The organism is Cnuibacter physcomitrellae, assembly GCF_014640535.1.
Taxonomy (GTDB): domain Bacteria; phylum Actinomycetota; class Actinomycetes; order Actinomycetales; family Microbacteriaceae; genus Cnuibacter; species Cnuibacter physcomitrellae.
In genome coordinates this window covers 1,433,765-1,458,485 of record NZ_BMHD01000001.1, presented here as the reverse complement: position 1 = coordinate 1,458,485, position 24,721 = coordinate 1,433,765, and the positions used below count along the sequence as shown (strand labels likewise).

At 72.6% G+C, this 24,721-nt stretch carries 15 protein-coding genes, 1 tRNA gene and 1 other RNA gene; 13 read left to right on the top strand and 4 right to left on the bottom strand.

Annotated elements, in window-relative coordinates; translation table 11 throughout:
• Positions 1–18 precede the first annotated feature (18 nt).
• On the top strand, positions 19–2,148 hold the full coding sequence (locus tag IEX69_RS06790; protein WP_085020300.1) for a glycoside hydrolase family 3 protein: 2,130 nt from the start codon (positions 19–21) through the stop codon (positions 2,146–2,148).
• A 1,012-nt stretch (positions 2,149–3,160) separates the two neighbouring features.
• Here the strand turns inward: IEX69_RS06790 and dacB are convergent.
• The 3 genes from dacB to IEX69_RS06775 all read right to left on the bottom strand — a co-directional run bounded on the left by dacB (position 3,161) and on the right by IEX69_RS06775 (position 5,813).
• Entirely contained in the window at positions 3,161–4,759 is a 1,599-nt protein-coding gene (gene dacB, locus IEX69_RS06785) for a D-alanyl-D-alanine carboxypeptidase/D-alanyl-D-alanine endopeptidase (RefSeq protein WP_174604477.1), read from the bottom strand.
• A 124-nt stretch (positions 4,760–4,883) separates the two neighbouring features.
• Positions 4,884–4,971, bottom strand: a tRNA-Ser gene (locus IEX69_RS06780).
• A gap of 188 nt (positions 4,972–5,159) precedes the next feature.
• A complete protein-coding gene (locus IEX69_RS06775; protein WP_085020298.1) occupies positions 5,160–5,813 on the bottom strand; it encodes an SDR family oxidoreductase in 654 nt (217 codons plus the stop codon).
• A 72-nt stretch (positions 5,814–5,885) separates the two neighbouring features.
• Here IEX69_RS06775 and ffs point away from each other — a divergent pair.
• The 5 genes from ffs to IEX69_RS06750 all read left to right on the top strand — a co-directional run bounded on the left by ffs (position 5,886) and on the right by IEX69_RS06750 (position 10,985).
• An RNA gene (gene ffs / locus IEX69_RS06770) (signal recognition particle sRNA small type) lies at positions 5,886–5,982 on the top strand.
• A 47-nt stretch (positions 5,983–6,029) separates the two neighbouring features.
• Positions 6,030–6,737 (top strand): hypothetical protein, encoded by a 708-nt coding sequence (locus tag IEX69_RS06765; protein WP_157127235.1) that lies wholly within the window; start codon positions 6,030–6,032, stop codon positions 6,735–6,737.
• A complete protein-coding gene (locus IEX69_RS06760) occupies positions 6,737–7,462 on the top strand; it encodes a hypothetical protein (RefSeq protein ID WP_085020296.1) in 726 nt (241 codons plus the stop codon). Before IEX69_RS06765 ends, IEX69_RS06760 begins: the two co-directional genes overlap by 1 nt.
• A 125-nt stretch (positions 7,463–7,587) precedes the next feature.
• Positions 7,588–9,798 (top strand): phosphate acetyltransferase, encoded by a 2,211-nt coding sequence (pta, locus tag IEX69_RS06755; RefSeq protein ID WP_229756260.1) that lies wholly within the window; start codon positions 7,588–7,590, stop codon positions 9,796–9,798.
• Entirely contained in the window at positions 9,795–10,985 is a 1,191-nt protein-coding gene (locus IEX69_RS06750; protein ID WP_085020295.1) for an acetate/propionate family kinase, read from the top strand. Before pta ends, IEX69_RS06750 begins: the two co-directional genes overlap by 4 nt.
• 171 nt (positions 10,986–11,156) lie before the next feature.
• Here the strand turns inward: IEX69_RS06750 and IEX69_RS06745 are convergent, their stop codons facing one another.
• The gene (locus IEX69_RS06745) at positions 11,157–11,579 is read right to left on the bottom strand and encodes a GNAT family acetyltransferase (protein WP_085020294.1); all 423 of its coding nucleotides are present in this window, start codon (positions 11,577–11,579) and stop codon (positions 11,157–11,159) included.
• 84 nt (positions 11,580–11,663) lie between these two features.
• Between IEX69_RS06745 and IEX69_RS06740 the strand changes: the two genes are divergently transcribed.
• From IEX69_RS06740 to IEX69_RS06710, 7 genes are all read left to right on the top strand, one after another.
• Entirely contained in the window at positions 11,664–15,278 is a 3,615-nt protein-coding gene (locus tag IEX69_RS06740; RefSeq protein ID WP_188760940.1) for a DNA polymerase III subunit gamma and tau, read from the top strand.
• Positions 15,279–15,281: 3 nt separating this feature from the next.
• A complete protein-coding gene (gene recR / locus IEX69_RS06735; protein WP_085020293.1) occupies positions 15,282–15,881 on the top strand; it encodes a recombination mediator RecR in 600 nt (199 codons plus the stop codon).
• Positions 15,882–15,892: 11 nt separating this feature from the next.
• Positions 15,893–17,995, top strand: a complete 2,103-nt coding sequence (locus IEX69_RS06730; RefSeq protein ID WP_373284431.1) for a bifunctional 3'-5' exonuclease/DNA polymerase — start codon at positions 15,893–15,895, stop codon at positions 17,993–17,995.
• 117 nt (positions 17,996–18,112) lie between these two features.
• Positions 18,113–19,447: an aspartate kinase gene (locus IEX69_RS06725; protein ID WP_085020292.1), complete on the top strand. Its 1,335-nt coding sequence runs from the start codon at positions 18,113–18,115 to the stop codon at positions 19,445–19,447.
• A gap of 346 nt (positions 19,448–19,793) precedes the next feature.
• Positions 19,794–20,882, top strand: coding sequence for an aspartate-semialdehyde dehydrogenase (locus tag IEX69_RS06720; RefSeq protein WP_268235384.1), 1,089 nt, complete (start codon positions 19,794–19,796; stop codon positions 20,880–20,882).
• Positions 20,883–21,396: 514 nt separating this feature from the next.
• Positions 21,397–22,119 (top strand): SGNH/GDSL hydrolase family protein, encoded by a 723-nt coding sequence (locus IEX69_RS06715; RefSeq protein ID WP_229756259.1) that lies wholly within the window; start codon positions 21,397–21,399, stop codon positions 22,117–22,119.
• A gap of 127 nt (positions 22,120–22,246) precedes the next feature.
• Entirely contained in the window at positions 22,247–24,718 is a 2,472-nt protein-coding gene (locus IEX69_RS06710) for a putative bifunctional diguanylate cyclase/phosphodiesterase (RefSeq protein ID WP_085020290.1), read from the top strand.
• The last annotated feature ends 3 nt before the right edge of the window (positions 24,719–24,721 follow it).

Genomic DNA, 24,721 nt, shown 5'->3' with positions numbered 1-24,721 from the left:
GCCGAGAAGGAGTCACCCGTGGTCCGACGAAGAGTCACCCTCCGAGCTGCCGGCGGCCTCGCCGCGGCACTCACCGCCACCCTGGCCGTGGGCGCCGCCGTGCCCGCATCCGCGGCCCCCGGCGACGCAGCCCAGCCCGTGCTGGGCACCCGCACCGCCGACATCATCACCGTCGACGGACTGCAGTTCCGAGACCTCGACGGCAGCGGCGACCTCACGCCCTACGAGGACTGGCGGCTGTCCGCCTCCGACCGCGCCGCCGACCTCGTGTCGCGGCTCGACCTCGAGCAGAAGGCGGGCCTGCTCATGCACGCCTCCCTCACCGGTCAGGGCACGTACGACCTCGGCGCGTTCACCCCGCTCCTCGCGGATCGGCACATCACCACCTACATCTCGCGCCTCGGCGTCGACGCCGTGACCCTCGCCGAGCAGCACAACCAGCTGCAGGAGCTGGCCGAGTCGCAGCCCTTCGGCATCCCGCTGCTCATCAGCACGGACCCGCGCTCGGGCTTCACCGTCACCGAGGGGCAGACCGTGTCGAACGGCGACTTCACGCCGTTCCCCGACGCCATCGGCATGGGCGCCGTGAACGACCCCGCCCTCACCCTCGAGATGGGCGACATCATCCGCGAGGAGTACGCCGCCGTGGGGATCCGCGAGGCGCTGTCCCCGCAGGCGGACATCGCGACGGAGCCGCGCTGGACCCGCATCAACGGCACGTTCGGATCCGTCGGCGCCGACGTCGAGCCCCAGGTGGCCGCCTACGTGCAGGGGCTGCAGGGCGGATCCGACGGGCTCACGACCGACAGCGTCGCGACGGTCGTCAAGCACTGGGTCGGCTACGGCGCCCAGCAGAACGGCTACGACAGCCACTACTACTACGGCCGGTACGCGGTGTTCCCGGGGGGCAACTTCCAGGAGCACATCACGCCCTACCTCGGCGCGTTCTCCTCGAACGCCGCCGGGATCATGCCGACCTACTCCATCCTCAAGGACCTCCAGGTGGACGGCCAGACCATCGAGCAGGTGGGCGCCGGGCACAACGAGTACCTCCTCCAGGACCTCCTGAAGGGCCAGTACGGCTTCGACGGCGTCATCACCTCCGACTGGGGCATCGCCAACGACTGCCCGCAGGAGTGCCTCGACCGCCGCCCGCCGGCCTCCTTCGTCGGGCCGTGGGGCGCCGGGATGCCGTGGGGCGTCGAGGACCTCACCCTCCCCGAGCGCTACGCCAGCGCCGTCAACGCCGGAGTCGACATCATCGGCGGCAGCGACCAGCCGCAGAACATCGTCGACGCGGTCGACCTCGGCTACCTCTCGCTCGACCGGGTCACGCAGGCCGCCGCCTCCGTGCTGACGCAGAAGTTCCAGCTCGGGCTCTTCGAGAACCCCTACGTCGATCCCGCCGTGGCGGACCAGGTCGTCGGATCGGACGAGCACCGCGCCGTCGGGCTCGAGGCGCAGCAGCGGTCGCTCACCCTGCTGTCGAACGACTCCTCGCTCCTGCCCGTCGCCCCGGCGGCCCAGCGGGTCTACGCGTACGGGATCCAGGCCTCGGCTCTCGAGGCGGCAGGGTTCACCGCCGTCGACGACCCCGCCTCCGCCGACCTCGCCATCGTGCGCCTCACCGACCCGCGCGGCGGCGACGACCTCACCGACCTCGACTTCACCGGAGCCGAGGAGGACTTCTCGGCGCTCGCGGCCGCCCACGCCGCGGGCGTGCCGACGATCGCGGTGCCGCAGCTCTCGCGCCCGCTGGTCCTCGGGGCGGTGCTCGAGCAGTCGGATGCGGTCCTCGCCTCCTACGGGGTGTCCGACGAGGCGCTCCTGTCGGTGATCACCGGTGCGGCCTCGCCCGCCGGGACCCTGCCGTTCGAGCTGCCGTCCTCCATGGAGGCGGTCGCCGCGCAGCTGGCCGACGTGCCGAACGACAGCGCGGATCCGCTCTTCCCGTACCGGTTCGGGCTCGCCTACGGCGCCGACCCGGGGGCTGGTGCTGGGGCTGGGGCTGGTGCTGGGGCTGGTGCGGGGTCGGCGTCGGGTGGGTCGCTCGCGGCCACGGGTGGGGCGCCGTGGGCGCTGCTCGTGCTCGCGGCCGGCGCGGTCGCGGCCGGCGCGTTCCTGCGCCGCCGCCGCGCCGCGCGCTGATGCTGATGCGCTGATCCGCTGGCGCTGATGCGCTCGCACGAAGGGCCCCGCGGTTCGCCGCGGGGCCCTTCGTCGTGCCTCCCCTCCGTCCGCCCGTGCGCCCATCCCGCCATCGCGGGGCGGATCTGACAGTCGTGGTGGCCCGGCCGGCGCCAAGGTCGCCACGACTGTCATATCCGGGATCGACGTGCGGCGCTCCAGCCAGCCACCCCGTGCGTCCATCCAGCCGTCGTGGGGCGGATCTGACAGTCGTGGTGGCTTCGTGGTCCCCGTGGTCGCCATGACTGTCAGATCCGGGATCGGCGTGCGGTGCTCCAGCCGGCCGCCTGTGCGTCCATCCGGCCGTTGCCGGAGCTGGATCTGGCAGTCGTGGTGGCTTCGTGGGCGCTGAGGTCGCCATGACTGTCATATCCGGGATCGGCGCGCGGTGCTCCATCCGTCCGTCCAGCCGTCGCCGGGGCTGGATCTGGCAGTCGTGGTGGCCCGGCCGGCGCTGAGGTCGCCATGACTGTCATATCCGGGATCGGCGTGCCGTGCTCCATCCGTCCGCCCGCGCGTCCATCCAGCCGTCGCGGGGCTGGATCTGGCAGTCGTGGTGGCTTCGTGGGCGCTGAGGTCGCCAGGACTGTCATATCCGGGGATCGGCGTGCGGTGCTCTGGCGGGCGCTCACTCGGCCCGAGGTCGCGGGGTGGATCTGGCAGTCGTGGTGGCTTCGTGGGTGCTGGGATCGCCACGAATGTCACATCCGGATCGGCGTACGGCGCTCCAGCCGACCACCTGTGCGCCCATTCAATCGTCGCTGGGCGGATCTGGCAGTCGTGGTGGCTTCGTGGGCGCGGTGGTCGCCACGACTGTCACATCCGGGTCGGCATGCGGTGCTCCGGCCGGCCACCCGGGCGCCCGCTCGGCCGGGGCCGTGCGGATCTGGCAGTCGTGGTGGCTTCGTGGGCGTCGACGTCGCCACGAGTGCCTCATCCGGCCGGCCGGCGGACGCCGGGCGCGAAGGCGCGCTCAGTAGGTGCTGTAGAGGGCGGAGGCGATGGCGCCGAGGTCGCTGTTGGCCTGGAAGACGCCCTGGACGGAGTCCATCGGGACGTCGTTCACGAAGACGGCGAAGGCCAGCCGGTGCCCGCTCTCGGCGTCGATGTACCCGGCGAGCGCCTTCGTCACGAGCGTGTAGCCGCCTCCGGGCCGCGGCTCCACGAGGGTGCCCGTCTTGGCGTGCCCGTGTCCGGTCGCGGGGTCGCCCTTCGGCAGGACGGACGCGAGCGATCCGTCGACGCCGAGGATGGGCGTGGAGTCGAAGAAGGTGTCGAACGTCTCCGTGGTGGTCAGGTGGTCGAGGTATCCCGTCATCCCGGCGGGCGTGATGACGTTGCCCGGCAGGCCCTGTCCGTCGAGGACCGTGGCATCGGCGCTCGTGAGCCCGCCCTTCTGCATCTGCACCCACTGCAGGGCGAGCCCGTTGTCGAGGGTGCGCTGCCCGGCCTGGGCGGCGAGCAGGAGGGGCAGCTGGTTGGCTCCGAGGTTGTGGCTCACCTTGTTGATGAGCTTCGCCGTCTCCGAGAACGGGGGAGACGCGAGGACCGCGACCGGGGCGGTCGCGCCGAGCGCGCTGGTGGGCGGGAGCGCGTAGGCGTCGTTCGCCGCCGTCGCCGACGCGTCGACCTCCACCCCCGCCCGCTGGAGCGCCTCGATGAACAGCGTCCGCGCCCAGGTCGCGGGATCCGGGACCTGGTAGGTGTGCACGATCGGCGCCGCTCCGGCCGGGACCGATCCGGACAGGGTGAGCGATCCCTGACCGTCGTCGGTCACGTCGAGGTCGATCTGACTGTCGGGGGCGCCCGTCGTGACGTCGACCGTCACCCGGTAGGCCGAGGTCTGCGGACGCGAGGTCGCCGTCGCCGGCGAGCCCTCGGCGCCCGGGGTCACGAGGAGGTCGAGGAGGTTGTCGTTCACCACGATCGGCGTGATCGGGACCTCGTCGAGGACCACCGGATCCCACAGCCTGTCGTCGACGAGCACGTCGCCGCCGACCCGCGAGATGCCGGAAGCGGCCACCTGGCGGGCGAGCTCGTCGAGGCCCGCCACCGGATCCTCGGGCGTGAGCGTGGCGACGCCGGGCAGCGCGTTGGCGTCGTAGTGGTCGAAGATCGGGATGTCGATGGTGCCGTCGGCCTTCGTCCGCCCGCCCAGGGTGAGGTCTCCGGCGCCCTGCAGGACGAGGTCGCCGTCGAGGACGCCCCCGCCCGACACCTCGCCGAGGGCGTAGACGGGAGTGTCGATGCGGTGGTCCGGCCCGAGGTCGGCGAGCGCGGCGGTCACCGAGAGGATCTTCGCCGTCGAGCCGGTCTGGAACTCGTCGTGGGGGTTCTGCTCCAGGAGCGTCTGGCCCGAGTCGAGGTCGACCACGCTGAGGCCCCATCGGCCCTCGGCGTAGCGGGGGTCGTCGAGGATGCTCTGGATCGCTGCGGGCATCGCCCCCGTCGTGTGCGTCGTGCTCTCGTCGGGTGCGGATCCCGGCGCGGTGCAGCCCGCCGCGACGAGTGCCGTGCCCGCGAGGACGGCGGCGAGGACGGCTGGGCGGGTGATCCTGCGTGTGTGCTCCACGCCGCCAGCATGACGCATGACGCCGCCGGGCGATAGCGCGACCTCGGCGCGGAACGTCGAGGTGCCGAGAAAGGGGACCGGAACCCCGGCTGTGGGCGCTGTGCGTCACCCGCAGGCATCTGTTTGGCGGAGGATGGGGGATTCGAACCCCCGAGGGCTTTCACCCAACACGCTTTCCAAGCGTGCGCCATAGGCCACTAGGCGAATCCTCCTGGCGAGTCGCGCGCCGGAGCAGCACGACCTCCAGCATCCTACCCTGCCGCGCAGCGCCTCGCTGACCGGCCCACGGATCGGGCGGGAACCCGGCGCTCATCACGGAATACGGCAAAGCCCCCGGCTATGACGCACCGCTTGCACGTATTCCGTGATGGGCGACGCGTGCCCGCGCCCGCGGGACCCCTCAGAGGTCGCGGAGGGCCTCCGCGATGGGGGTGGATCCGGAGATCGCCTCGAACTGGGCACGCACGGCGGCGTCGGTGGTGAAGAGCGTGGCGACGATCCACGCCACGTCGGCTCGCGGGATGGTGCCCCGCCCGGTGGAGGCGGCGAGGGTGACGAGCCCGGTCGCAGGCTCGTCGGTGAGGCCGCCCGGGCGCACGATCGTCCAGTCGAGCTCGCTGGCGCGGACCGCCGCATCCGCCTCGCTCTTGGCTCGGAGGTACACCTGGAACACGTCGTCGCTGGTGGGGTCGTAGTCGTCGGCGGACATCGCCGACACGAGGACGTAGCGCTTGACGTCGGCTCGCCAGGCGGCATCGGCGAGGAGGATCGCGCCGTCGCGGTCGACGGTGAGCTTCCGGTCGGCGCTGCTGCCCGGGCCGGCGCCGGCGGCGAACACGACGGCGTCGATCTCGCGCTGCGAGAGCTCGTGCGCCAGCGCCTCCGAGTCGCTCGCCTCGAGGTCGAAGACGAGCGCTTCGCCGCCCGCGGCCTCGACGTCGCCGGCATGGTCCGGGTTCCGGACGATGCCCACCACCTCGTGGCCGGATGCGCTCAGCAGCTTGGTGGTCTGCAGCGCGATCTTCCCGTGTCCTCCGGCGATGGCGATCCTCATGCCCACCATCCTGGCCCGATCCGCCCGGAAGCTGCATGGGTCGGATGCGCTGCCGGGCTTGATACACTGATCCCCGGCTCCCCGCGTGGCGCCATCCAGGCCAACTCCCCCAGGGCGGAGACGCAGCAAGGGTAACCGGGCTCTGGCGGGTGCGCGGGGAGTCCTCATCTCCACTCGGTCCGGGGGGACCGATCGATCGTCTCGGGGGAGGCAATCATGAATGGTCGTATCGCCGCGCGTGCGGCATGGGTTGCGGCGCTGGCCGCTGTTCTGGGGCTGTCGGGGTGTGTGGCGGAGCCCGCACCGACTCCGTCGCCCACGGTGTCGACGGCGAGCCCGACGCGCACAGCGACACCGACACCGTCGATCTCGCCGAGCCCGGACGGCCCGCAGCCGGGCACTCCGAGCCCGACCGCGGGTGCGGATCCGTCCTGGCCTGCGTACGACCCCGCCGATCCGAGCACGTGGACCATCGACTTCACGGGCATCGGCCCCTTCGCAGTCGGCCGTCCGATGGAGGAGCAGGCTGCGGCGTTCGCCGGGATATCGCGCGACGACTGCGGGAACACCGGCGTTGCGTCGTACTTGCCTCCGGGCTTGTGGATCGCGGCGGCGGCCGACAACGGGGGCCAGGTCTGGCTCGTCTCGTCCTCGATCCGGCCCGATCAGCCCGGTGGCATCGGGCCGCACACGGTGGAGGGCATCCGTCCGGGCAGCACTGTCGGCGATCTGCTCGCGGCGTACCCGGGCATCCAGGCGCACATGGGGTCGCTGAGCCCGAGCTACTTCCTCACCGACGGCACCACGTGGATCAACTTCACGGTCTGGCGGAGCGACTCGCCCGAGGCTCTCCAGCCAGCGGACACGATCGATGCGATCTCCGTGGGCTCGCACGAGTTCCCGCCGAAGGAGATCTGCGGCTGATGAGGCGATCCCTGGGTGGTGGTCTCGCCGCGCGTGCGGCGTGGGGCGCGGCGCTGGCCGCGGTCCTGGTCCTGTCGGGGTGCGTGGCGGAGCCCGCACCGACTCCGTCGCCCACGGCGAGCCCGTTGCGCACGCCCTCTGCGACGCCGACGCCGACGAGCACACCGACGCCGGACGGCCCGCAGCCGGGCACTCCGACCCCGAGCCCCACCGCGGGAGCGGATCCGTCGTGGCCCGCGTACGATCCCGCCGATCCCGGCACGTGGACGATCGACTTCTCCGGCATCGGTCCCTTCACGGTGGGCCGATCGATGGAGGAGCAGGTCGCCGCGTTCACCGGGCTGGCCCGCGACGACTGCGGGGGCAACCCCGGGGTCGCGTCGTACCACGCTCCGGGCACGTGGCTCGCCGCGGTGGAGTTCAACGGCGGCGACGTCGGACTCGTGTCCGCCGCCGCCCGAGGCGGCGGGGAGCCGGCTGTGCGCCCGCACACCGCCGAGGGCATCCGTCCCGGGGACAGCGTGGCCGCCGTCCTCGCGGCCTATCCGGGCATCCAGGCGCACGTCCATTCGTCGAGCGCGAGCTACTTCCTCACCGACGGCACGACGTGGATCAACTTCGTCGTGGAGGGAGCCGACTCGGTCGACGCCCTCCATCCGGATGACGTGGTCGGGCTGATCACGGTGGGAACGCTGGAGTTCGCTCCCAAGGAGATCTGCGGCTGATCCTTCGCGGGGGATCCTGCACAGGTGCGGGTGAGGGCGGAGTTCCTCCACAGTTCATGCACGACCCCGGGCGGGTCGGGCGCCGTCACTAGGCTTGGGGACGGACGAACACGTAAGGAAGGCCCGTGCCAGACACCATCCCCGCCGCCCCCTCCGCGACGACCCCTGCCACGTCGTTCAAGAGCATCTACATCACCTCCGCCGAGGGGCACACCGGGAAGTCGACGGTCGCCCTGGGGGTGCTCGACACGCTGCGACGGAGCATCCAGCGCGTGGGCGTGTTCCGGCCGGTCGCGAGGTCGGTGTCGGCGCGCGACTACGTGCTCGAGATGCTGCTCGAGCACGACGGCGTCGACCTGGAGTACGAGCGCGCCGTGGGCGTCACGTACGACGACGTGCACGCCGACCCGGAGGCCGCGCTCAGCCGCATCGTGCAGCGCTACAAGGATGTCGAGCGCGAGTGCGACGCCGTCGTCATCCTCGGGTCCGACTACACCGACGTCGGCAGTCCCACCGAGCTGAGCTTCAACGCCCGCATCGCCGCCAACCTCGGTGCGCCGGTGCTGCTGGTCCTGGGTGGACGCAAGGGGCAGGGGTCCGACGAGCTGCTCGGGCAGGCGGAGGCGCGCAGCGCCGACGACATGCGGCAGATCGCCGAGCTGGCCATGGTCGAGCTGCGCAAGGCCCACGCCACGCTCGTCGGGGTCGTGGCCAACCGCTCCGACCCCTACAACCTCGAGAAGATCCGCGATGCGATCAGCGCCGCCGCGCGCGACGCCCGCGACGGGCTCGCCGAGGTGAGCACCACGTCGCAGCCGCGCCGCATCCCCGTCTGGGCCATCCCCGAGGACCGTGTGCTCGTCGCTCCGAGCATGTCCGGCATCCTCGAGTCGATCAACGGCACGCTGCTGCTGGGCGACGAGCGCCTGCTGGCCCGCGAGGCGCTCGGCGTCGTCGTGGCCGCGATGTCGATGAACAACGTCCTGCCCCGGCTGACGGAGGGGGCCGTGGTGATCGTGCCCGGCGACCGTGCGGAGCTCATCCTCGCCGTGCTCACCGCCAACGCCTCCGGCACGTTCCCGTCGCTCGCGGGGCTCGTGCTGAACGGCGGGTTCGAGCTGTCCGATCCCGTGATGCGGCTCATCACGGGTCTCGATCCGAGGCTGCCGATCATCACCACGCCGCTCGACACGTACGAGACGGCCGTGCGCATCACGTCGACGCGTGGGCGCTTCGCCGCCGACTCGCAGGTGAAGTACGACAACGCGCTGGCCCTCTTCGAGCAGTACGTCGACGCCCGGCAGCTCGTCGACCTGCTCGACGTCGGCGCCTCCGACGTCGTCACCCCGCTCATGTTCGAGTACGGGCTCCTCGACCGTGCGCGCCTGGCCGGCAGGCACATCGTCCTGCCCGAGGGGGAGGACGACCGCATCCTCCGCGCGGCGAACACCGTGCTGCGCCGCGGGGTGGCCCGCCTCACCATCCTCGGCGAGGAGGATGCCGTCCGGGGTCGCGCGGCCGAGCTCGGCCTCGACCTCGACGCGGCCGCGGTCGTCAGCCCGTACGACCCCGAGCTCCGCCAGCGCTTCGCCGAGGAGTATCAGCGACTGCGCTCGCACAAGGGCATCTCGTTCGACCTCGCCTACGACACCGTCACCGACGTGTCGTACTTCGGCACGCTGATGGTCCACCTGGGCCTCGCCGACGGGATGGTGTCGGGCGCGGCGCACACCACGGCCCACACCATCCGCCCGGCGTTCGAGATCATCAAGACCAAGCCGGATGTGTCCGTCGTCTCGAGCGTGTTCCTCATGGCGCTCGCCGACCGGGTGCTGGTCTACGGCGACTGCGCCGTGATCCCCGACCCCACGAGCGAGCAGCTCGCCGACATCGCCATCTCCTCCTCGGAGACGGCGCTCCAGTTCGGCATCGCACCGCGGGTGGCGATGCTGTCGTACTCGACGGGCGAGTCGGGATCGGGCGCCGACGTCGAGAAGGTCCGCGCCGCGACGGCCCTCGTGCACGAGCGCCGCCCCGACCTCCTCGTCGAGGGGCCGATGCAGTACGACGCCGCGGCGGATGCGGTGGTCGGCGCCGCGAAGCTGCCGGGGTCGCAGGTGGCCGGCCGGGCGACGGTGTTCATCTTCCCCGACCTCAACACGGGCAACAACACCTACAAGGCGGTCCAGCGCAGCGCGGGGGCCGTGGCCATCGGCCCGGTGCTGCAGGGCCTGAACAAGCCGATCAACGACCTGTCGAGAGGGGCTCTCGTGGCCGACATCGTCAACACGATCGCCATCACCGCGATCCAGGCGGCGACGGAGGCCGGCGCATGAGCGCCGTGCTGGTCGTCAACAGCGGCTCCTCGAGCATCAAGTACCAGCTCGTGGAGATGAGCGACGAGAGCGTCCTCGCGTCGGGGCTCATCGAGCGGATCGGCGAGTCCTCCGGGCACTCCCGCCACACCACGCCGTCGGGGGAGTGGGAGAAGGACGTCCCCGTCCCCGACCACGACGCCGGGTTCCGGGTCATGATCGACGCGTTCGAGGCGCACGGTCCGTCGTTCGACGAGCATCCGCTCGGCGCGGTCGGACACCGTGTCGTGCACGGCGGCAAGCGGTTCTTCGAGGCCACGGTGGTCGACCATCTGGTCGAGATCAACATCGAAGACCTCAGCGACCTGGCGCCGCTCCACAACCCCGCGAACCTCTCGGGCATCCGGGCAGCGCGCAAGACGTTCCCCGACGTCCCGCAGGTGGCGGTGTTCGACACGGCCTTCCATCAGACCCTCCCGCCCGCGGCGTACACGTACGCCATCGACAAGTCGCTGGCCGACGCCAACCGCGTCCGCCGGTACGGGTTCCACGGCACCTCGTACAAGTACGTCTCGGGCGCCACGGCCGAGTACCTCGGCCGCCCCGTCGACGAGCTCAAGCTCATCGTGCTGCACCTCGGGAACGGCGCGTCGGCGTGCGCCATCGACGGCGGCCGTTCGGTCGAGACGTCGATGGGCATGACCCCGCTCGAGGGTCTCGTCATGGGCACGCGTTCGGGCGACATCGACCCCGCCGTGCTCTTCCATCTGCACCGCAAGACCGATGCGTCGTTCAGCGAGCTCGACGGGCTGCTCAACAAGCGCTCGGGTCTCCTGGGGCTCGCGGGCCGCTCCGACATGCGCGACGTCATCGCGGGCGCCGACTCGGGCGAGGCGGAGGCACAGCTCGCGTTCGACGTGTACACCCACCGCATCCGCGGCTACGTCGGGGAGTACCTCGCGCAGCTCGGGTCGGTCGATGCGATCGTGTTCACCGCCGGTGTGGGCGAGAACAGCGCGCCCGTCCGGGCCGCGGCGCTCGCCGGGCTGGCGGGCCTGGGCATCGAGGTCGATCCGGCGCGCAACGAGGAGCGGTCGCGGCAGGCGCGCACGATCTCGCCCGAGGGCGCACGCGTCGCGGTCCTCGTGGTGCCCACCGACGAGGAGCTCGAGATCGCCCGCCAGTCCCTCGCTGCCGTCTCCGCGTAGCACGCCGCCCCGGACTCGCGCGCTCACGTGCAGCGCGCCCATCCGGCGGTTCCACCTGGTGTCGCTGCCTTTTTGGCGTTTCGCGTGCCCAATGACCCGGCGAAACGCCAAAGAGGCCGCGAAAACGGGCCGGCCTGGCGCCGAGCGGGCTCGACCGGAGCGGGCGGGCGGCTACTCGTCCGCGATGAGGCGCTTGCCGAACGAGACGGCGCCGTCCTCGGCGTAGCCGAGCGCGCGGTAGAACGCCATGACGCGCTCGTTCCCGGCGCGGATCTGCAGGTTGAGCTTGGGGCACCCGCGGTCCACGAGCATCCGCTCGGCCTCGGCCATCAGCGCCCGGCCCAGCCCTTCACCCTGCGCGGACGGCGCCACCGCGAGGTAGTTCACCCAGCCGCGATGACCGTCGTAGCCGACCATCGCCGACGCCAGCACCGCATCCGCCTCGTCGACGCCGACGAGGAACATCTCGGGCTGCACGGTGAGCTTCCGGGCGATGTCCTTCCGCGGATCGTTCCACGGCCGCACGAGGCCGCAGGCCTCCCAGAGGGCCACCACGGGCTCGGTGTCGCGAGGGTCGAAGGGGCGGATGAGCATCCGCCCATCCTTGCACCGTCGACTTGGCGTAGGCGGCTCTCCACAGCCCGCCACGATGTCATCGGTCACGGGTACGATCGGGTGGTGGTCACAGCCCTCTATCGCCGGTACCGGCCCGAGAACTTCGCCGAGATGATCGGCCAGTCGCAGGTGACCGATCCGCTCATGACGGCGCTGCGCACCGATCGCGTGAACCACGCCTACCTGTTCAGCGGCCCGCGCGGCTGCGGCAAGACGACGTCGGCGCGCATCCTCGCCCGCTGCCTCAACTGCGCCGAGGGGCCGACGCCGACTCCCTGCGGCGTCTGCGCGAGCTGCGTCGAGCTCAGCCGCGACGGGTCGGGCTCGCTCGACGTCGTCGAGATCGACGCCGCCTCGCACGGTGGCGTCGACGACGCCCGCGACCTCCGCGAGCGGGCGATCTTCGCCCCGGCCAGGGACCGCTTCAAGATCTTCATCATCGACGAGGCGCACATGGTCACGTCGGGCGGCTTCAACGCGCTGCTGAAGATCGTGGAGGAGCCGCCGGAGCACGTGAAGTTCATCTTCGCGACGACCGAGCCCGACAAGGTCATCGGCACGATCCGGTCCCGCACGCACCACTACCCCTTCCGTCTCATCCCGCCCGCGCAGCTGCTCGAGTACGTGCAGCAGCTGTGCGACTCCGAGGGTGTGTCCGTCGCGCCGGGCGTGCTGCCTCTCGTGGTGCGCGCGGGCGGCGGCTCCGCACGCGACACGCTGTCGCTGCTCGACCAGCTCATCGCAGGGTCGGAGGGCGACCGCGTCGAGTACGAGCGCGCCGTCGCCCTGCTCGGCTACACGCACGGAGCCCTGCTCGACGAGGTCGTCGACGCGCTCGCGGCGGCGGATGGGCGGGCCGCGTTCGAGGCGGTCGACCGCGTCATCCAGACCGGGCAGGATCCGCGCCGCTTCGTCGAAGACCTCCTCGAGCGCCTCCGCGACGTCATCGTGGTCGCGGCCACCCGAGAGCACGCAGCGCACGTGCTGCGCGGGGTGCCCGCCGACGAGATCGAGGGGATGCGCCGCCAGGCCGCCCAGTTCGGCCACGCCGAGCTGTCGCGGGTGGCCGACATCGTCAACGAGGCCCTCACCGAGATGACGGGGGCGACCTCGCCCCGCCTTCACCTCGAGCTCATGGTCGCACGGGCGCTGGTGCCCGCCGCCGACGAGACCGCGCGTGGCGCGCTCGCCCGCGTCGAGCGGCTCGAGCGCCGCGTGGGCGTCGAGGGCGGAAGCGCCGCCGAGGGGCTGCGCGCCCCCGCCGAGCGCGCCGGGGCGACCGGGCGGGATGCGGTGGCGGCGTCGCCCGCGCCGGGTTCCGACCGGGTGACAGCGCCGGTCACCGAGTCGCGCGAGCCCGTGTCGGCGCGCGAGGTGATCGCCGAGGTGCCCGTGGGCCGCGTCGAGATGCCGCGGGCACAGGCGGTGGCGTCGGTCGACGAGACGGCGGCGCCGGCTGCTCCGCGCGACGTGGCCGCGGAGGCGGCGGCCTCGTGGAGTGTGACGGTGCCCGGGTCCGGTGCGGGGTCGGGTGCTGGGTCCGGTGCGTCCTCCGCCTCTCCGGCTGAGCAGGCGGCATCGGGTGCGGGGGGCTCCTCGCGCTCCGATGGTGAGGCACCGCGGACGGATGCGCCTCGGGAGTCGATGACGTCCGGTGCCGAGAGCGTGCCGGGTGCCGCCGAGTCGGCCCCTTCGGCCGAGCCCGCGGTGGCGTCTGCGCCTGCGGCCGCTCCTGCGAGTGGGGCTGCTCCTGCGGGTGGGGCCGCTCCTGAACGTGGGACGGAACCCGCGGCCTCGAGGGCCGCGGGACCGGTGACGCTGCAGCAGCTGCGCGATGCGTGGCCCGAGATCCTCGACGTCGTCCAGAACGCGAAGCGCTCGGCGTGGCTCGTGGTGTACACCGCGCAGGTGCGGGCGCTGGAGGGCGACATCCTGACCCTCGCGTTCCCGAGCGAGGCCGATGTCGCGAGCTTCAAGCAGCGCACCGCGGGCGAGGGCGTCAGCGAGTACCTGCGTCAGGCGATCGTCGACGTGCTCGGCCTCCGCGTGAAGTACATCGCGCGCGTCGACAGCTCCCTCCGCCCCGCCGAGGTCGGCCTCGACGGCGGCGTCACCGACCTCCAGTCCTCGAGTCCCGCAGATGCGGAACCTCAGCCCCCGGTGCAGTCCGCCCCCGCCGCGCCGGAGTCCGCGCCGTCCGCTGCGCCGACTGGGCCTGCGCCCGCGTCGGCGCAGTCCGCGCCTGCGCCGGCTGGGCCTGCTCCCGCGTCGGCTGGGCCCGCGCCTGCGCCGGCTGGGCCCACGCCTGCGTCGGTTGGGACCGCGCCCGCGTCTGCTCAGTCCGCGCCGACAGCATCCGCGTCGGCTCCCTCCGTGGGTCCCTCCTCAGTCCAGCCTGCGGCCGCCCCTGCGCGGGCCGCCGAGTCCTCGGGCGCGCCCGCCTCCCCGCAGGGGTCGACCGCCGCTGCCGCTCGCCCGGCTTCGGCGGGCGATCTCGGAACGGGCGGATGGACGGTCCCCGGCGTCTCCCCGGGCGGCACCGCCGCCGAGCCGGAGCCCGACGACGAGCCCCTCGCCGACGAGCCTCCGGCCGCCCCGATGCTTCGCGAGCCCACCCCACAGTCCGACGCCGCATTGCGCAGCCTGCTCAGCCCGGCCTCCGCATTGAAGGCTCCGCCGCGCCCCGCCGACCGCGAGGTGGGGGAGCCCGCGCCGGAGTCGGCGCAGGATGCCGAGCGCGCGGATGCACCGGCGCCCGAGTCCGCCGCGCAGCGTCCCGCCGAGCCGCGGAAGCCGGACCTCGCCCCACAGCAGGAGCCCCCCACGCAGCAGGCGCGCCCGGCCGAGCCGCAGCGTCCGTCCCAGGAGCGTCCGGCCGAGCAGGCGCGCCCCGAGCAGGAGCATCCGACTCAGCCGCAGCGTCCCGACCAGCAGGAGCGCCCTGCTCAGCAGCGCCCCCCTCAGCAGGATCGCCCGGCGCAGCAGCGTCCCGTCCAGCAGGATCGCCCGGTGCAGCAGTCTCCTGCCCAGCAGAATCGCCCGGCGCAGCAGGAGCGTCCCGCCCAACAGGAGCGCTCCCAGCAGGAGCGTCCCGCCCAGCAGGCGCGCCCGCAGCAGCAGCGCCCGCAGCAGGAGCGTCCGGCCCAGCAGCAGCGCCCTCCGCAGACGCAGCAGCGCCCGCAGCAGGAGTCGTCCGCGGGAGACCGTCGCCCTGCGGGGCAGAATGCCCCGCAGGCTCGCCCTACGCAGGCGTCCACCACGACGTGGGACGTCGTCGCGATCCCCTCCGGGCCGGACGACGACGGCTACTCGTATCCCGACGAGCCGATGCCGTCCGACGAGCCCGACCTGCCCGCCGACCTCGGCTACCGCGACGGATCGCGTGCAGACACCCCATCTCAGCGCCCGGGCCAGCCGCAGTCCGGCTCCGCCCAGCCCCCGCGCCCCGCCCAGCCGCAGTCCGGGGCCGCCCAGCCGCAGCCCTCCGCATCCGCGCCCTCGGCCGCGCCCCAGGGCGCCGCACAGGCGCACGGCGCCGCGGTGCGCGCATCCGGCAGCCCCGTGTCACCCCCGCGCGGCCCGGCCGCGAGCCGCAACCGCTATGGAGAGTCGGTGGTGCGAGAGATACTCCAGGCGAACTTCATCGAGGAGCAGCCGCTGCCAGGGAAGGAGGGCTGACGCATGTACGAGGGCATCGTCCAGGAGCTGATCGACGAGCTGGGCCGTCTCCCGGGCATCGGGCCGAAGTCCGCGCAGCGCATCGCGTTCCACATCGTGCAGACCGAGTCGTTCGACGTGTCGCGGCTCGCCGAGATCCTCACCGACGTGCGCGACAAGGTGCGGTTCTGCAGCATCTGCGGCAACGTCAGCGAGGCCGACGTATGCGGCATCTGCAGCGATCCGCGTCGCTCCCGCAACGTGATCTGCGTGGTGGAGGAGGCGAAGGACGTCGCCGCCATCGAGCGCACCCGCGAGTTCCGCGGGCTCTACCACGTGCTCGGCGGCGCGATCAGCCCGATCGACGGGGTGGGCCCCGACGATCTGCGCATCCGCGAGCTCATGCAGCGCCTCGCCGACGGTGAGGTCGTCGAGGTCATCATCGCCACCGACCCCAACCTCGAGGGCGAGGCGACGGCCACCTACCTCTCGCGCCTGCTGACGACGCTCGAGATCCGCGTCACGCGCCTCGCGTCCGGTCTGCCCGTGGGCGGCGACCTCGAGTACGCCGACGAGGTCACCCTGGGCCGCGCGTTCGAGGGCCGCCGCCTCGTCGAGCGCTGAACGGCGAGCGGATGCACGGAGCCGCGGCCGTCGTGGTCACGGCCCTGGCGGAGGCGCGTCGCTTCGAGCTGCAGCCGGTCGACGCCGCGGGTGAGCCGGTCGGCGAGCCCGAGGTGCACGGCGTCGAGGCGTTCGCCGAGCGGGTGCGGATGCTCGAGGCGACTCCCGGCCCGCGGCTGCGGTGGGTGTGGGATGACACGGCGCTCCGCTATCCGCTCCTCCTCGAGCGCGGCGTGCGGGTCGATCGCTGCGTGGATCTCCGCCTGACCCACACGATCCTCCGGGCCTCCGCGATCACCTCGGCGACGGCGTTCGCGCTCGCGTCCCCATCCGAGTGGGATGCGCCGCGTCCCGCCGCCCTCGCCCCCGCGCTGCAGAGCCCCGCGCCCCGCCCCCCGCAGCCCGACGCCCTCTTCGACCTCGACTTCGGCTCCACCTCCGCCCCTGTCGCCCCGGTCGCCTCCGCCCCCGCTCCCGACGGGCCCGCCAGCGACGGAGCCGCCCGCGCCTCCAGCGACGGGGCCCCCAGCGCCGCCAGCGAGCCAACTCCGGATTCCGCGCGCCTGGCGAGCCAACTCAGGAATCCCGGCGGCGTGTCGCCCGAGATCTCCGGAGTTGGCTCCTCCGACCCCGACCCCGGCCCATCCGACAGGGACACGCCCCATCCACCCGTCTCCGGCACATCGCACGCCGGCTCCGCCAGCACCAAAGGAACCGCGCCCCGCCCGGCCCCCACCGCCGCACCCACGCCCCGCCCGGCCCCCACCGCCGCACCCGCGCTCGACCCCCTCACCGAGCACCGGGCGCAGCTCGCCGCGGTCGCTGCCGCCGCGCCGCACGACGCTGCGCGCCTCCGTCTCCTCCTCGCCGCCGAGTCGGCGGGTGCGCTCGCCGCCGCCGAGCTGCGCCACGTCGGCATCCCGTGGCGCGCCGACCGCCACGACGCCCTGCTCACCGCGGCCCTCGGCCCCCGTCCGACCCGACCCGGCGAGCGGCCGGCGCGTCTGGAGGAGCTGCTCGTCCGCATCCGCACCGCCCTCGACGACCCCGCCGCCAACCCCGACTCGCCCGCTGAGCTGGTGAAGTCGCTGCAGCGAGCGGGCCTCCGCGTGCGGACGACGCGGCAGTGGGAGCTCGAGCGGATCGAGCATCCGGTCATCGAGCCCCTCCTGCAGTACAAGAAGCTCTCGCGGCTGATGACGGCGAACGGATGGGCGTGGCTCGACGCCTGGATCGCCGACGGCCGCTTCCGCCCCGTCTACCTGCCGGGTGGCGTCGTCACGGGCCGGTGGGCGTCGGAGGGCGGCGGCGCGCTGCAGCTCCCGCACCAGGTGCGCAGCGCCGTGGTGGCCGACGAGGGCTGGTGCTTCGTGGTGGCGGATGCGTCGCAGCTCGAGCCCCGCATCCTGGCGGCCCTCTCCGGCGACGCCGCGATGGCCGCGGCCGGACGGGGCCGCGACCTCTACGACGGCATCGTCGCCTCGGGCGCGATCGACACCCGCGCGCATGCGAAGGTCGGCATGCTCGGAGCGATGTACGGCGCCACGCAGGGCGACGGAGGGCGCATGCTGCCGCGGCTCGCCCGTGCCTTCCCCGCCGCGGTGTCCTACGTCGAGACGGCGGCCCGCGCGGGGGAGCGCGGCGACCGCGTCTCCACCCGCCTCGGCCGCACGTCGCCGCGCCCGGCCGACGACTGGCTCGACCTCCAGGACGCCTCCCGCGCCGACGGCGCCGGCGAGCACGTCCACACCCGCGCGCGCACCGAGGCGCGCAGCTGGGGTCGGTTCACCCGCAACTTCGTGGTCCAGGGCACCGCCGCGGAGTGGGCGCTCTGCTGGCTCGCCGAGCTCCGCCGCCGGCTCTGGGCCCTGCCGACGACTACGCCGAGCGCCCCGGGCGCCGACCCCTCGGATGCGCGTCTCGAGCAGCGGCCGCACCTCGCGTTCTTCCTGCACGACGAGGTGATGATCCACACCCCCGTCGCGCTGGCCGAGGCCGTCGCCGCCGAGGTGCGGGAGGCCGCCGCGGCGGCGGGCCGCATCCTCTTCCCCGGCGCCGACGTCGACTTCCCCGTCACCGTCGCCACCGTCAACTCATACGACCGCGCGAAGTAGCCCGCCCGCCCCCGCCCGCTCGCGCGAAGCCCGAACGCCTCCGTCACGCGGCTCGTCCGCACGAGGCGGGCAGCCGCCGTCCGATAGACTCGATCCCCGAAACCCCAGGAGTGGCCCGTGAGCTTGATCGTGCAGAAATTCGGCGGATCGTCCGTCGCCGACGCTGAGAGCATCAAGCGCGTGGCGAAGCGCATCGTCGAGACGCGCAAGGCCGGCAACGAGGTGGTCGTCGCCGTCTCCGCGATGGGCGACACCACCGACGAGCTGCTCGACCTCGCGCACGAGGTCGCTCCCATCCCGGCCCCGCGCGAGCTCGACATGCTCATGTCGGCGGGCGAGCGCATCTCGATGGCGCTCCTCGCCATGGCGATCGAGTCGATGGGGCACACCGCGCGCTCCTTCACGGGCAGCCAGGCGGGCATGATCACGGATGCGCAGCACGGCGCCGCGCGCATCGTCGACGTCACGCCGGTGCGACTGCGCGAGGCGCTCGACGAGGGCGCGATCGTGATCGTCGCGGGCTTCCAGGGCTTCAACCGCGACACCAAGGACATCACCACCCTCGGCCGAGGCGGGTCCGACACCACCGCGGTGGCGCTCGCCGCCGCGCTCGACGCCGACGTCTGCGAGATCTACACCGACGTCGACGGCATCTTCACGATGGACCCTCGCGTCGTGCCGAAGGCGAAGAAGCTCGACGTCATCTCCAGCGAGGAGATGCTCGAGCTGGCGGCGAACGGCGCGAAGGTGCTCTACATCCGCGCGGTCGAGTACGCCCGCCGGCACGGAGTCACCCTGCACGTCCGCTCGTCGTTCAACAACAACCTCGGCACGATCGTCTACGACCCCGAGAACCCCGCCGCCGCCGCGTTCGCCGCGGCGCACCTGAAGTCCATCCGCAGCGCATCCGCGCAGGGAACCGAGAGCGAGTCCGCCATGGAAGAGCCGATGATCGCCGGGGTCGCGACCGACCTCAGCGAGGCGAAGATCACCGTCGTCGGGGTGCCGGATGTGCCGGGCAAGGCCGCGCAGATCTTCACCATCGTCGCGAAGTCGGGCGCGAACATCGACATGATCGTGCAGAACGTGTCGTCCTCGACGGGTCTCACCGACATCTCGTTCACGCTGCCGAAGTCCGACGGCCAGGCTGCCCTCACCGCCCTGCGCGCCGAGCAGGAGGCCGTGGCCTTCAAGTCCCTCGCCTACGACGACCAGATCGGCAAGCTCGCGCTCGTGGGCGCCGGGATGCGCACCAACGCGGGCGTCTCCGCGAAGCTCTTCACCGCGCTCTACGAGTCGGGCATCAACATCGAGATGATCTCCACCAGCGAGATCCGCATCTCGGTCGTGACCCGCGCCGACACCATCAACGACGCCGTCCGCGCCATCCACACCGCCTTCGGCCTCGACGGCGACGCCGACGCGGTCGTCCACGCCGGAACCGGCCGCTAGCCTCGCGACTCCGCTCGCCCGCTGGGGCGTCGCTCGCCCGCTGGGCGTCGCCCGCCCGCGGGGCGTCGTCCACTCGCGACATCCCGCCCTCCGTGGCGGGTGGGAGGGGCGCCTTCTCGCCATTCGGCGTGTGTGATGGCCCGTGCCGCAGGCCGCGGTATCACCCGAGGGCCGCTCGCGTGGTCGTGCCCGCGTCCTTCGCCGAGCGGCGAGTTCCCACCCTCCGCGGCGCGTAGAAGGGGCATCTTCTCGCCGTTCGGCGAGGGGAAGAGGGCCGCGGCCGCGCGGGGGAGGACCCGCGGGCGCCCGCGGTACGATGGGGCTTCGCGATCGGGAGGCAGAGGCAGTGGCAGGCGCAGTGAAGAAGTACAACGTCGGAGTCGTGGGCGCGACGGGGCAGGTGGGCGCCGTGATGCGTCGACTCCTGGAGGAGCGCGACTTCCCGATCGAGAGCATCCGCTTCTTCGCCACCGCCCGTTCGGCCGGCACGACGCTCCCGTTCAAGGGCGAGGACGTCCTCGTCGAGGACGTCGAGACCGCCGACCCCACGGGTCTCGACATCGCGCTCTTCTCGGCCGGCGCCACCGGCAGCCGCGCCCAGGCCCCGCGCTTCGCCGCGGCGGGCGTGACGGTGATCGACAACTCGAGCGCCTGGCGCATGGACCCGGAGGTGCCCCTCGTGGTCTCCGAGGTGAACCCGCACGCCATCGCGGATGCGCACAAGGGCATCATCGCGAACCCCAACTGCACCACGATGGCCGCGATGCCGGTGCTGAAGGTCCTCCACGAGGAGGCCGGCCTCGAGCGCATCATCGTCTCCACGTACCAGGCCGTAAGCGGGGCGGGCCTCGCCGGCGCCGCCGAGCTCGCCGACCAGGCCAAGGCGGCCACCGCCGACGAGCACCTCCTCGACCTGGTCCACGACGGATCCGCGGTGCGATTCCCCGCGCACGCCAAGTTCCCCGAGACCATCGCCTTCGACGTCATCCCGCTCGCCGGCTCGATCGTCGACGACGGCCTCGAGGAGACCGACGAGGAGAAGAAGCTCCGCAACGAGAGCCGCAAGATCCTCGAGCTCCCCGAGCTGCTGGTCAGCGGCACCTGCGTGCGTGTGCCCGTCTTCACGGGGCACTCGCTGTCGATCAACGCCGAGTTCGGCGCCGAGCTCACCCCGACCCGCGCCCGCGAGCTGCTGGAGGATGCGCCGGGCGTCGAGCTCGCCGACGTCCCGACCCCGCTCAAGGCCGCGGGCATCGACCCGAGTCTCGTCGGCCGCATCCGCCAGGACCCGGGCGTCCCCGGCAACCGCGGCCTCGCGCTCTTCATCTCGAACGACAACCTCCGCAAGGGCGCCGCCCTGAACGCGGTGCAGATCGCCGAGGTCATCGCCTCGGGCGCCCACGTGCCGCCCGTCGCCGCCCCCGCCGCGGTCTGACGCCCCGCTGACCCGCGCGCGCCGGCCCCGGCCGGGGCCCGGGTCGGGCTCGACGCCATCCCGGCCCACGCGTTCCTCGCCCAGCCCGAGCCAACTCCGGACTTTCGGCGGGACACGCCGCCCGTATTCCGGAGTTGGCTCCGGTGGGCCCGGATCTCCGGAGTTAGCCCCTGACGGCACTGCCCGGGTGTGAGGCGTCGTCCTCGCCACCTGCGTCGGGCCAACTCCGGAGTTTCGGCGGGACACGCCGTGCGGATTCCGGAGTTGGCTCGGGCGGCACCGGATTTCCGGAGTTAGCTCGTGGCAGCACGCCCCTGGTGTGAGGCGCCGTCCTCGCCACCGCGCCGAGGGCCGGCGAACACGAAGGCGGGTGACCGCGAAAAGGGAGCGTGAGAGGGAGCACGGGACGGCATACGCGGGCGCCTTCGCTCTGGCCGTACCTTTCGACGGCGAATTCGCCCCGAGTCCCGGATCCGGACCCATCCGGTGGGCGGGGGCGCGCCGAATCCCCTCCGTGCGTACCCGGACCGCTCTCGCCATCATCGTCGTCGCGGCGCTCGCCGTGTCGGCGCTGGTGTTCGCCCTCGGGAGCGCGTTCGGGCCACGCGCGAACCGCCCGAACGCGAACGAGCCCGCGCCCGCCCCCGGCAGCGCAGCAGCGACCGCGCCGGTGGTCGCGTTCTACGGCGACTCCTACACCCTCGGCACCGGCGCCTCCGATCCCGCGAACCGCTGGTCCACCGTGATCTGCGCCGAACGCGGCTGGACCGAGGTCAACCCGAGCACCAACGGACTGGGCTTCGTGAACCACCGCGATCCGCTGCCGCCCGCGTATCCGCCGAGCGACGAGGTCAGCGAGGTCATCGCCGCGCAGCCGGACATCGTCGTCATCACGATGGGCCTGAACGACAACTTCTCGATGCCCGGGCGTGCCGACGCCATCCAGGCCGCGATCACAGCGGACTTCGACCGGCTCCGGACGCAGCTCCCGGATGCCCGCCTCATCGCGGTGGAGCCGTTCTGGTACACCGACGAGCGCCCGGACTCGGTGGAGCAGATCATCGGATGGGTGCACGCCGCCGCGGACCGCGTCGGGGCGGACTGGATCCCCGGCGCGAGCCGGTGGATCGAGCACCACCCGGAGTGGATGGCGGACGACGGCCTGCATCCGAACGACGAGGGATACGCGCAGATGTCGTCGCGGATGGACGCAGCCCTCCGCGACCTCGGGCTCTGACTAGAATCGGCTCACAGCACCCCGCGAGGCGCTCACAGCACCCCGCGAGGCGCTCACAGCACCCCGCGAGGCGCGCACGGCGCTCCGAGAGGCGCAGCAGTCGGTCCACACAGCAGAGGCGGCAGGCATGACGCAGACCCCGCCGACCCAGGCGGCGGCTCTCGCCCGCGAGGGCGACCCGGTGCTCGCCGCGGTCCTCGTGGCCATCGGCGCGGCCACGGCCGTGACCGGGGTGATCGAGGGTCTCCTGGCGCCGCCGGCGTTCCCCGTCCTCGCCGTGGTCTTCGTGGTCAGCGTCGGCGTCACCGCGGTGTACCAGATCCCCTCCGGCCGCGCTCCGGGCCCGCCCGCCCTGGGGGTGGCGGCGGCCCTGCTCGTGATCGCCGTGCCCGGGACGAACCCGCTCTTCGACGTGGGCCTCTGGGTGGTGGCGTTCTTCGTGTCGAAGCTCGTCGTGACGCGCTCGCCGTGGATGGCGGCGCAGTGGTCGGGGCAGGCGGCCGTCGCCGCGCTCGCGTTCGTCTTCGGTGCTCGCGCCCTCGCGGCGTCGGGTGTCCCGGGCTGGATCGCCGTGCCGCTCGGACTGGCGGCCTACTTCGCCGTCGTGCTGGCGATCGACTTCATCCGGTCGAAGGGGCAGTGGAGCAGGACCGGCCGGGGCGTCGGGCTCGGGGCGCTCAGCCCCGCGCGTCTCGCGCTCGTCTGGGGCGTCGCCACCCTCGTCGCGCTCGTGGACTGGGCGATCTCGGAGGGCTACCTCCAGGTGCTCGTGGGCGCCGACGACGAGCTCGAGCTCGCGCGTCAGACCATCCCGCTGCTGATCGTCGCCCTGGTGTTCTACGCCCTCGCCAAGCGGCGGGAGACGCGGGTCAGCGAGAGGCGTCTGAACGGGATCGTCGACGCCGCCCGCGCGCTGCCGTGGAACCCCGAGGACGACCTCACGAACACCATGAAGTCCTTCGCGGAGCGCGCCGTCGACGCCGCGGTCTTCACGGTGCGGCGCACCCCGCCCGGCCGCAACGAGATCGGCGCGAAGTTCACGCGGACGGGCGCGCTCGTCGACCCCCAGCTCGACGAGACGCCCTACGACGACGAGGACGGCGTCCCCGGCGAGCACGAGCAGGATGCGGTCGAGCCGGTCGAGTACCTCGTCGCGATGCGGAAGGACGGCGGCGTCCCGTTCAGCCAGGAGGACGAGCGCGCTCTCGACGCGATCGGGCACATCGCCTCGGAGACCGCCCGCGTCCGCGGCGCGTACGACCTCCTGCTCGACCGCGTCGACCGCGACTCGCTCACCGGCCTGCCGAACTACAACGCCTTCCAGCGCAGCCTCGTGCGCCTCAACGAGGACAGGCAGTACGCCTCCGGGCTCGCCGTGCTCTTCATCGACCTCGACCAGTTCAAGCGGCTGAACGACACCGAGGGCCACCACGTCGGCGACGAGATGCTCGCCACCGTGGCCACCCGGCTGCGGGCGAGCGTGCGGCCGCACGACTTCGTCGCGCGGGTGGGCGGCGACGAGTTCGTCGTCATCCTCACCAAGCTGCAGTCGCTCGCCGAGTCGAAGGCCATCGCCGACCGCATCGTCGCGAACCTCTCGAAGCCCGTGCTCCTCGACGGCCGCGAGTACCGTCCGCTGGTCAGCGTGGGTCTGGCGTTCTCCGCGGCGCAGGAGACCGATCCGCGCTCGATCGTGGTCGACGCCGACCACAGCATGCTCTCCATCAAGCGCTCCCGACGCCAGGGCGGGCCGAGCTTCGAGTCGAGCATCGGCATCTCGCCCCACCGCTCCAGCCGCATCAACGAGATCGTCGCCAAGGCGATCGACGACGGCACGCTCAACGTGGTCTACCAGCCCATCGTCAACATGGCGGAGGACCGCATCTGGGCGTTCGAGTCGCTCGTGCGCTACACGCACCCGGAGCTCGGCCGCATCTCCACCTCCTCCCTGATCGAGAAGGCGAAGGGGCTGGGACGGATGGACCAGCTGACGAAGCTGGTCATCGCCGCGTCGCTGAAGTCGGCGCGCGAGTTCCAGCGCGTGGTGCCGTCGGTGCGCACGATGACGATCAACCTCGAGGTGGAGCAGATCCGCGACGAGCACGTGGGCGGGTTCCTGAAGGAGATCGTCCCGCAGTACCCCGAGGTCACGCTCTGCCTCGAGCTCAACGAGCGCTCCACCAAGGACATCGACGACGAGCTGCGCGCTCAGGCCGAGGTGTTCCGCGAGATGGGCATGCTCATCGCGCTCGACGACTACGGCAGCGAGGCGTCGAGCGTCGGCGCGCTCGTCAGCATCCCGATGGACATCCTCAAGATCGACCGGAGCCTCGCCGGCAACCTCGACGACACGAGGCAGCGCGAGGTGGTCCGAGCGCTCCAGGGCTTCAGCGACGCGTTCGAGTACTCGACCATCGTCGAGGGGGTCGAGGCGCAGGAGCAGGCCGAGATCCTCCTGCAGATCGGGGTGAAGCACGCGCAGGGCTTCTTCTACGGCCGCCCGGTGCCGTTCGCGCAGACCATGTCCCGGCTGAAGAACTCCGGCGACGCCGGCACGCTGGGCCGACCCAGGCTCGCCGAGCGCGGCAGGCTAGGCTGATGC

Excerpts from the sequence above, each read along its gene's own strand:
- IEX69_RS06775 (WP_085020298.1), bottom strand. The coding sequence starts at position 5,813 with ATGAGGATCGCCATCGCCGGAGGACACGGGAAGATCGCGCTGCAGACC.
- IEX69_RS06765 (WP_157127235.1), top strand. The coding sequence starts at position 6,030 with ATGAATGGTCGTATCGCCGCGCGTGCGGCATGGGTTGCGGCGCTGGCC.
- IEX69_RS06760 (WP_085020296.1), top strand. The coding sequence starts at position 6,737 with ATGAGGCGATCCCTGGGTGGTGGTCTCGCCGCGCGTGCGGCGTGGGGC.
- IEX69_RS06750 (WP_085020295.1), top strand. The coding sequence starts at position 9,795 with ATGAGCGCCGTGCTGGTCGTCAACAGCGGCTCCTCGAGCATCAAGTAC.
- IEX69_RS06745 (WP_085020294.1), bottom strand. The coding sequence starts at position 11,579 with ATGCTCATCCGCCCCTTCGACCCTCGCGACACCGAGCCCGTGGTGGCC.
- recR (WP_085020293.1), top strand. The coding sequence starts at position 15,282 with ATGTACGAGGGCATCGTCCAGGAGCTGATCGACGAGCTGGGCCGTCTC.
- IEX69_RS06730 (WP_373284431.1), top strand. The coding sequence starts at position 15,893 with ATGCACGGAGCCGCGGCCGTCGTGGTCACGGCCCTGGCGGAGGCGCGT.
- IEX69_RS06710 (WP_085020290.1), top strand. The coding sequence starts at position 22,247 with ATGACGCAGACCCCGCCGACCCAGGCGGCGGCTCTCGCCCGCGAGGGC.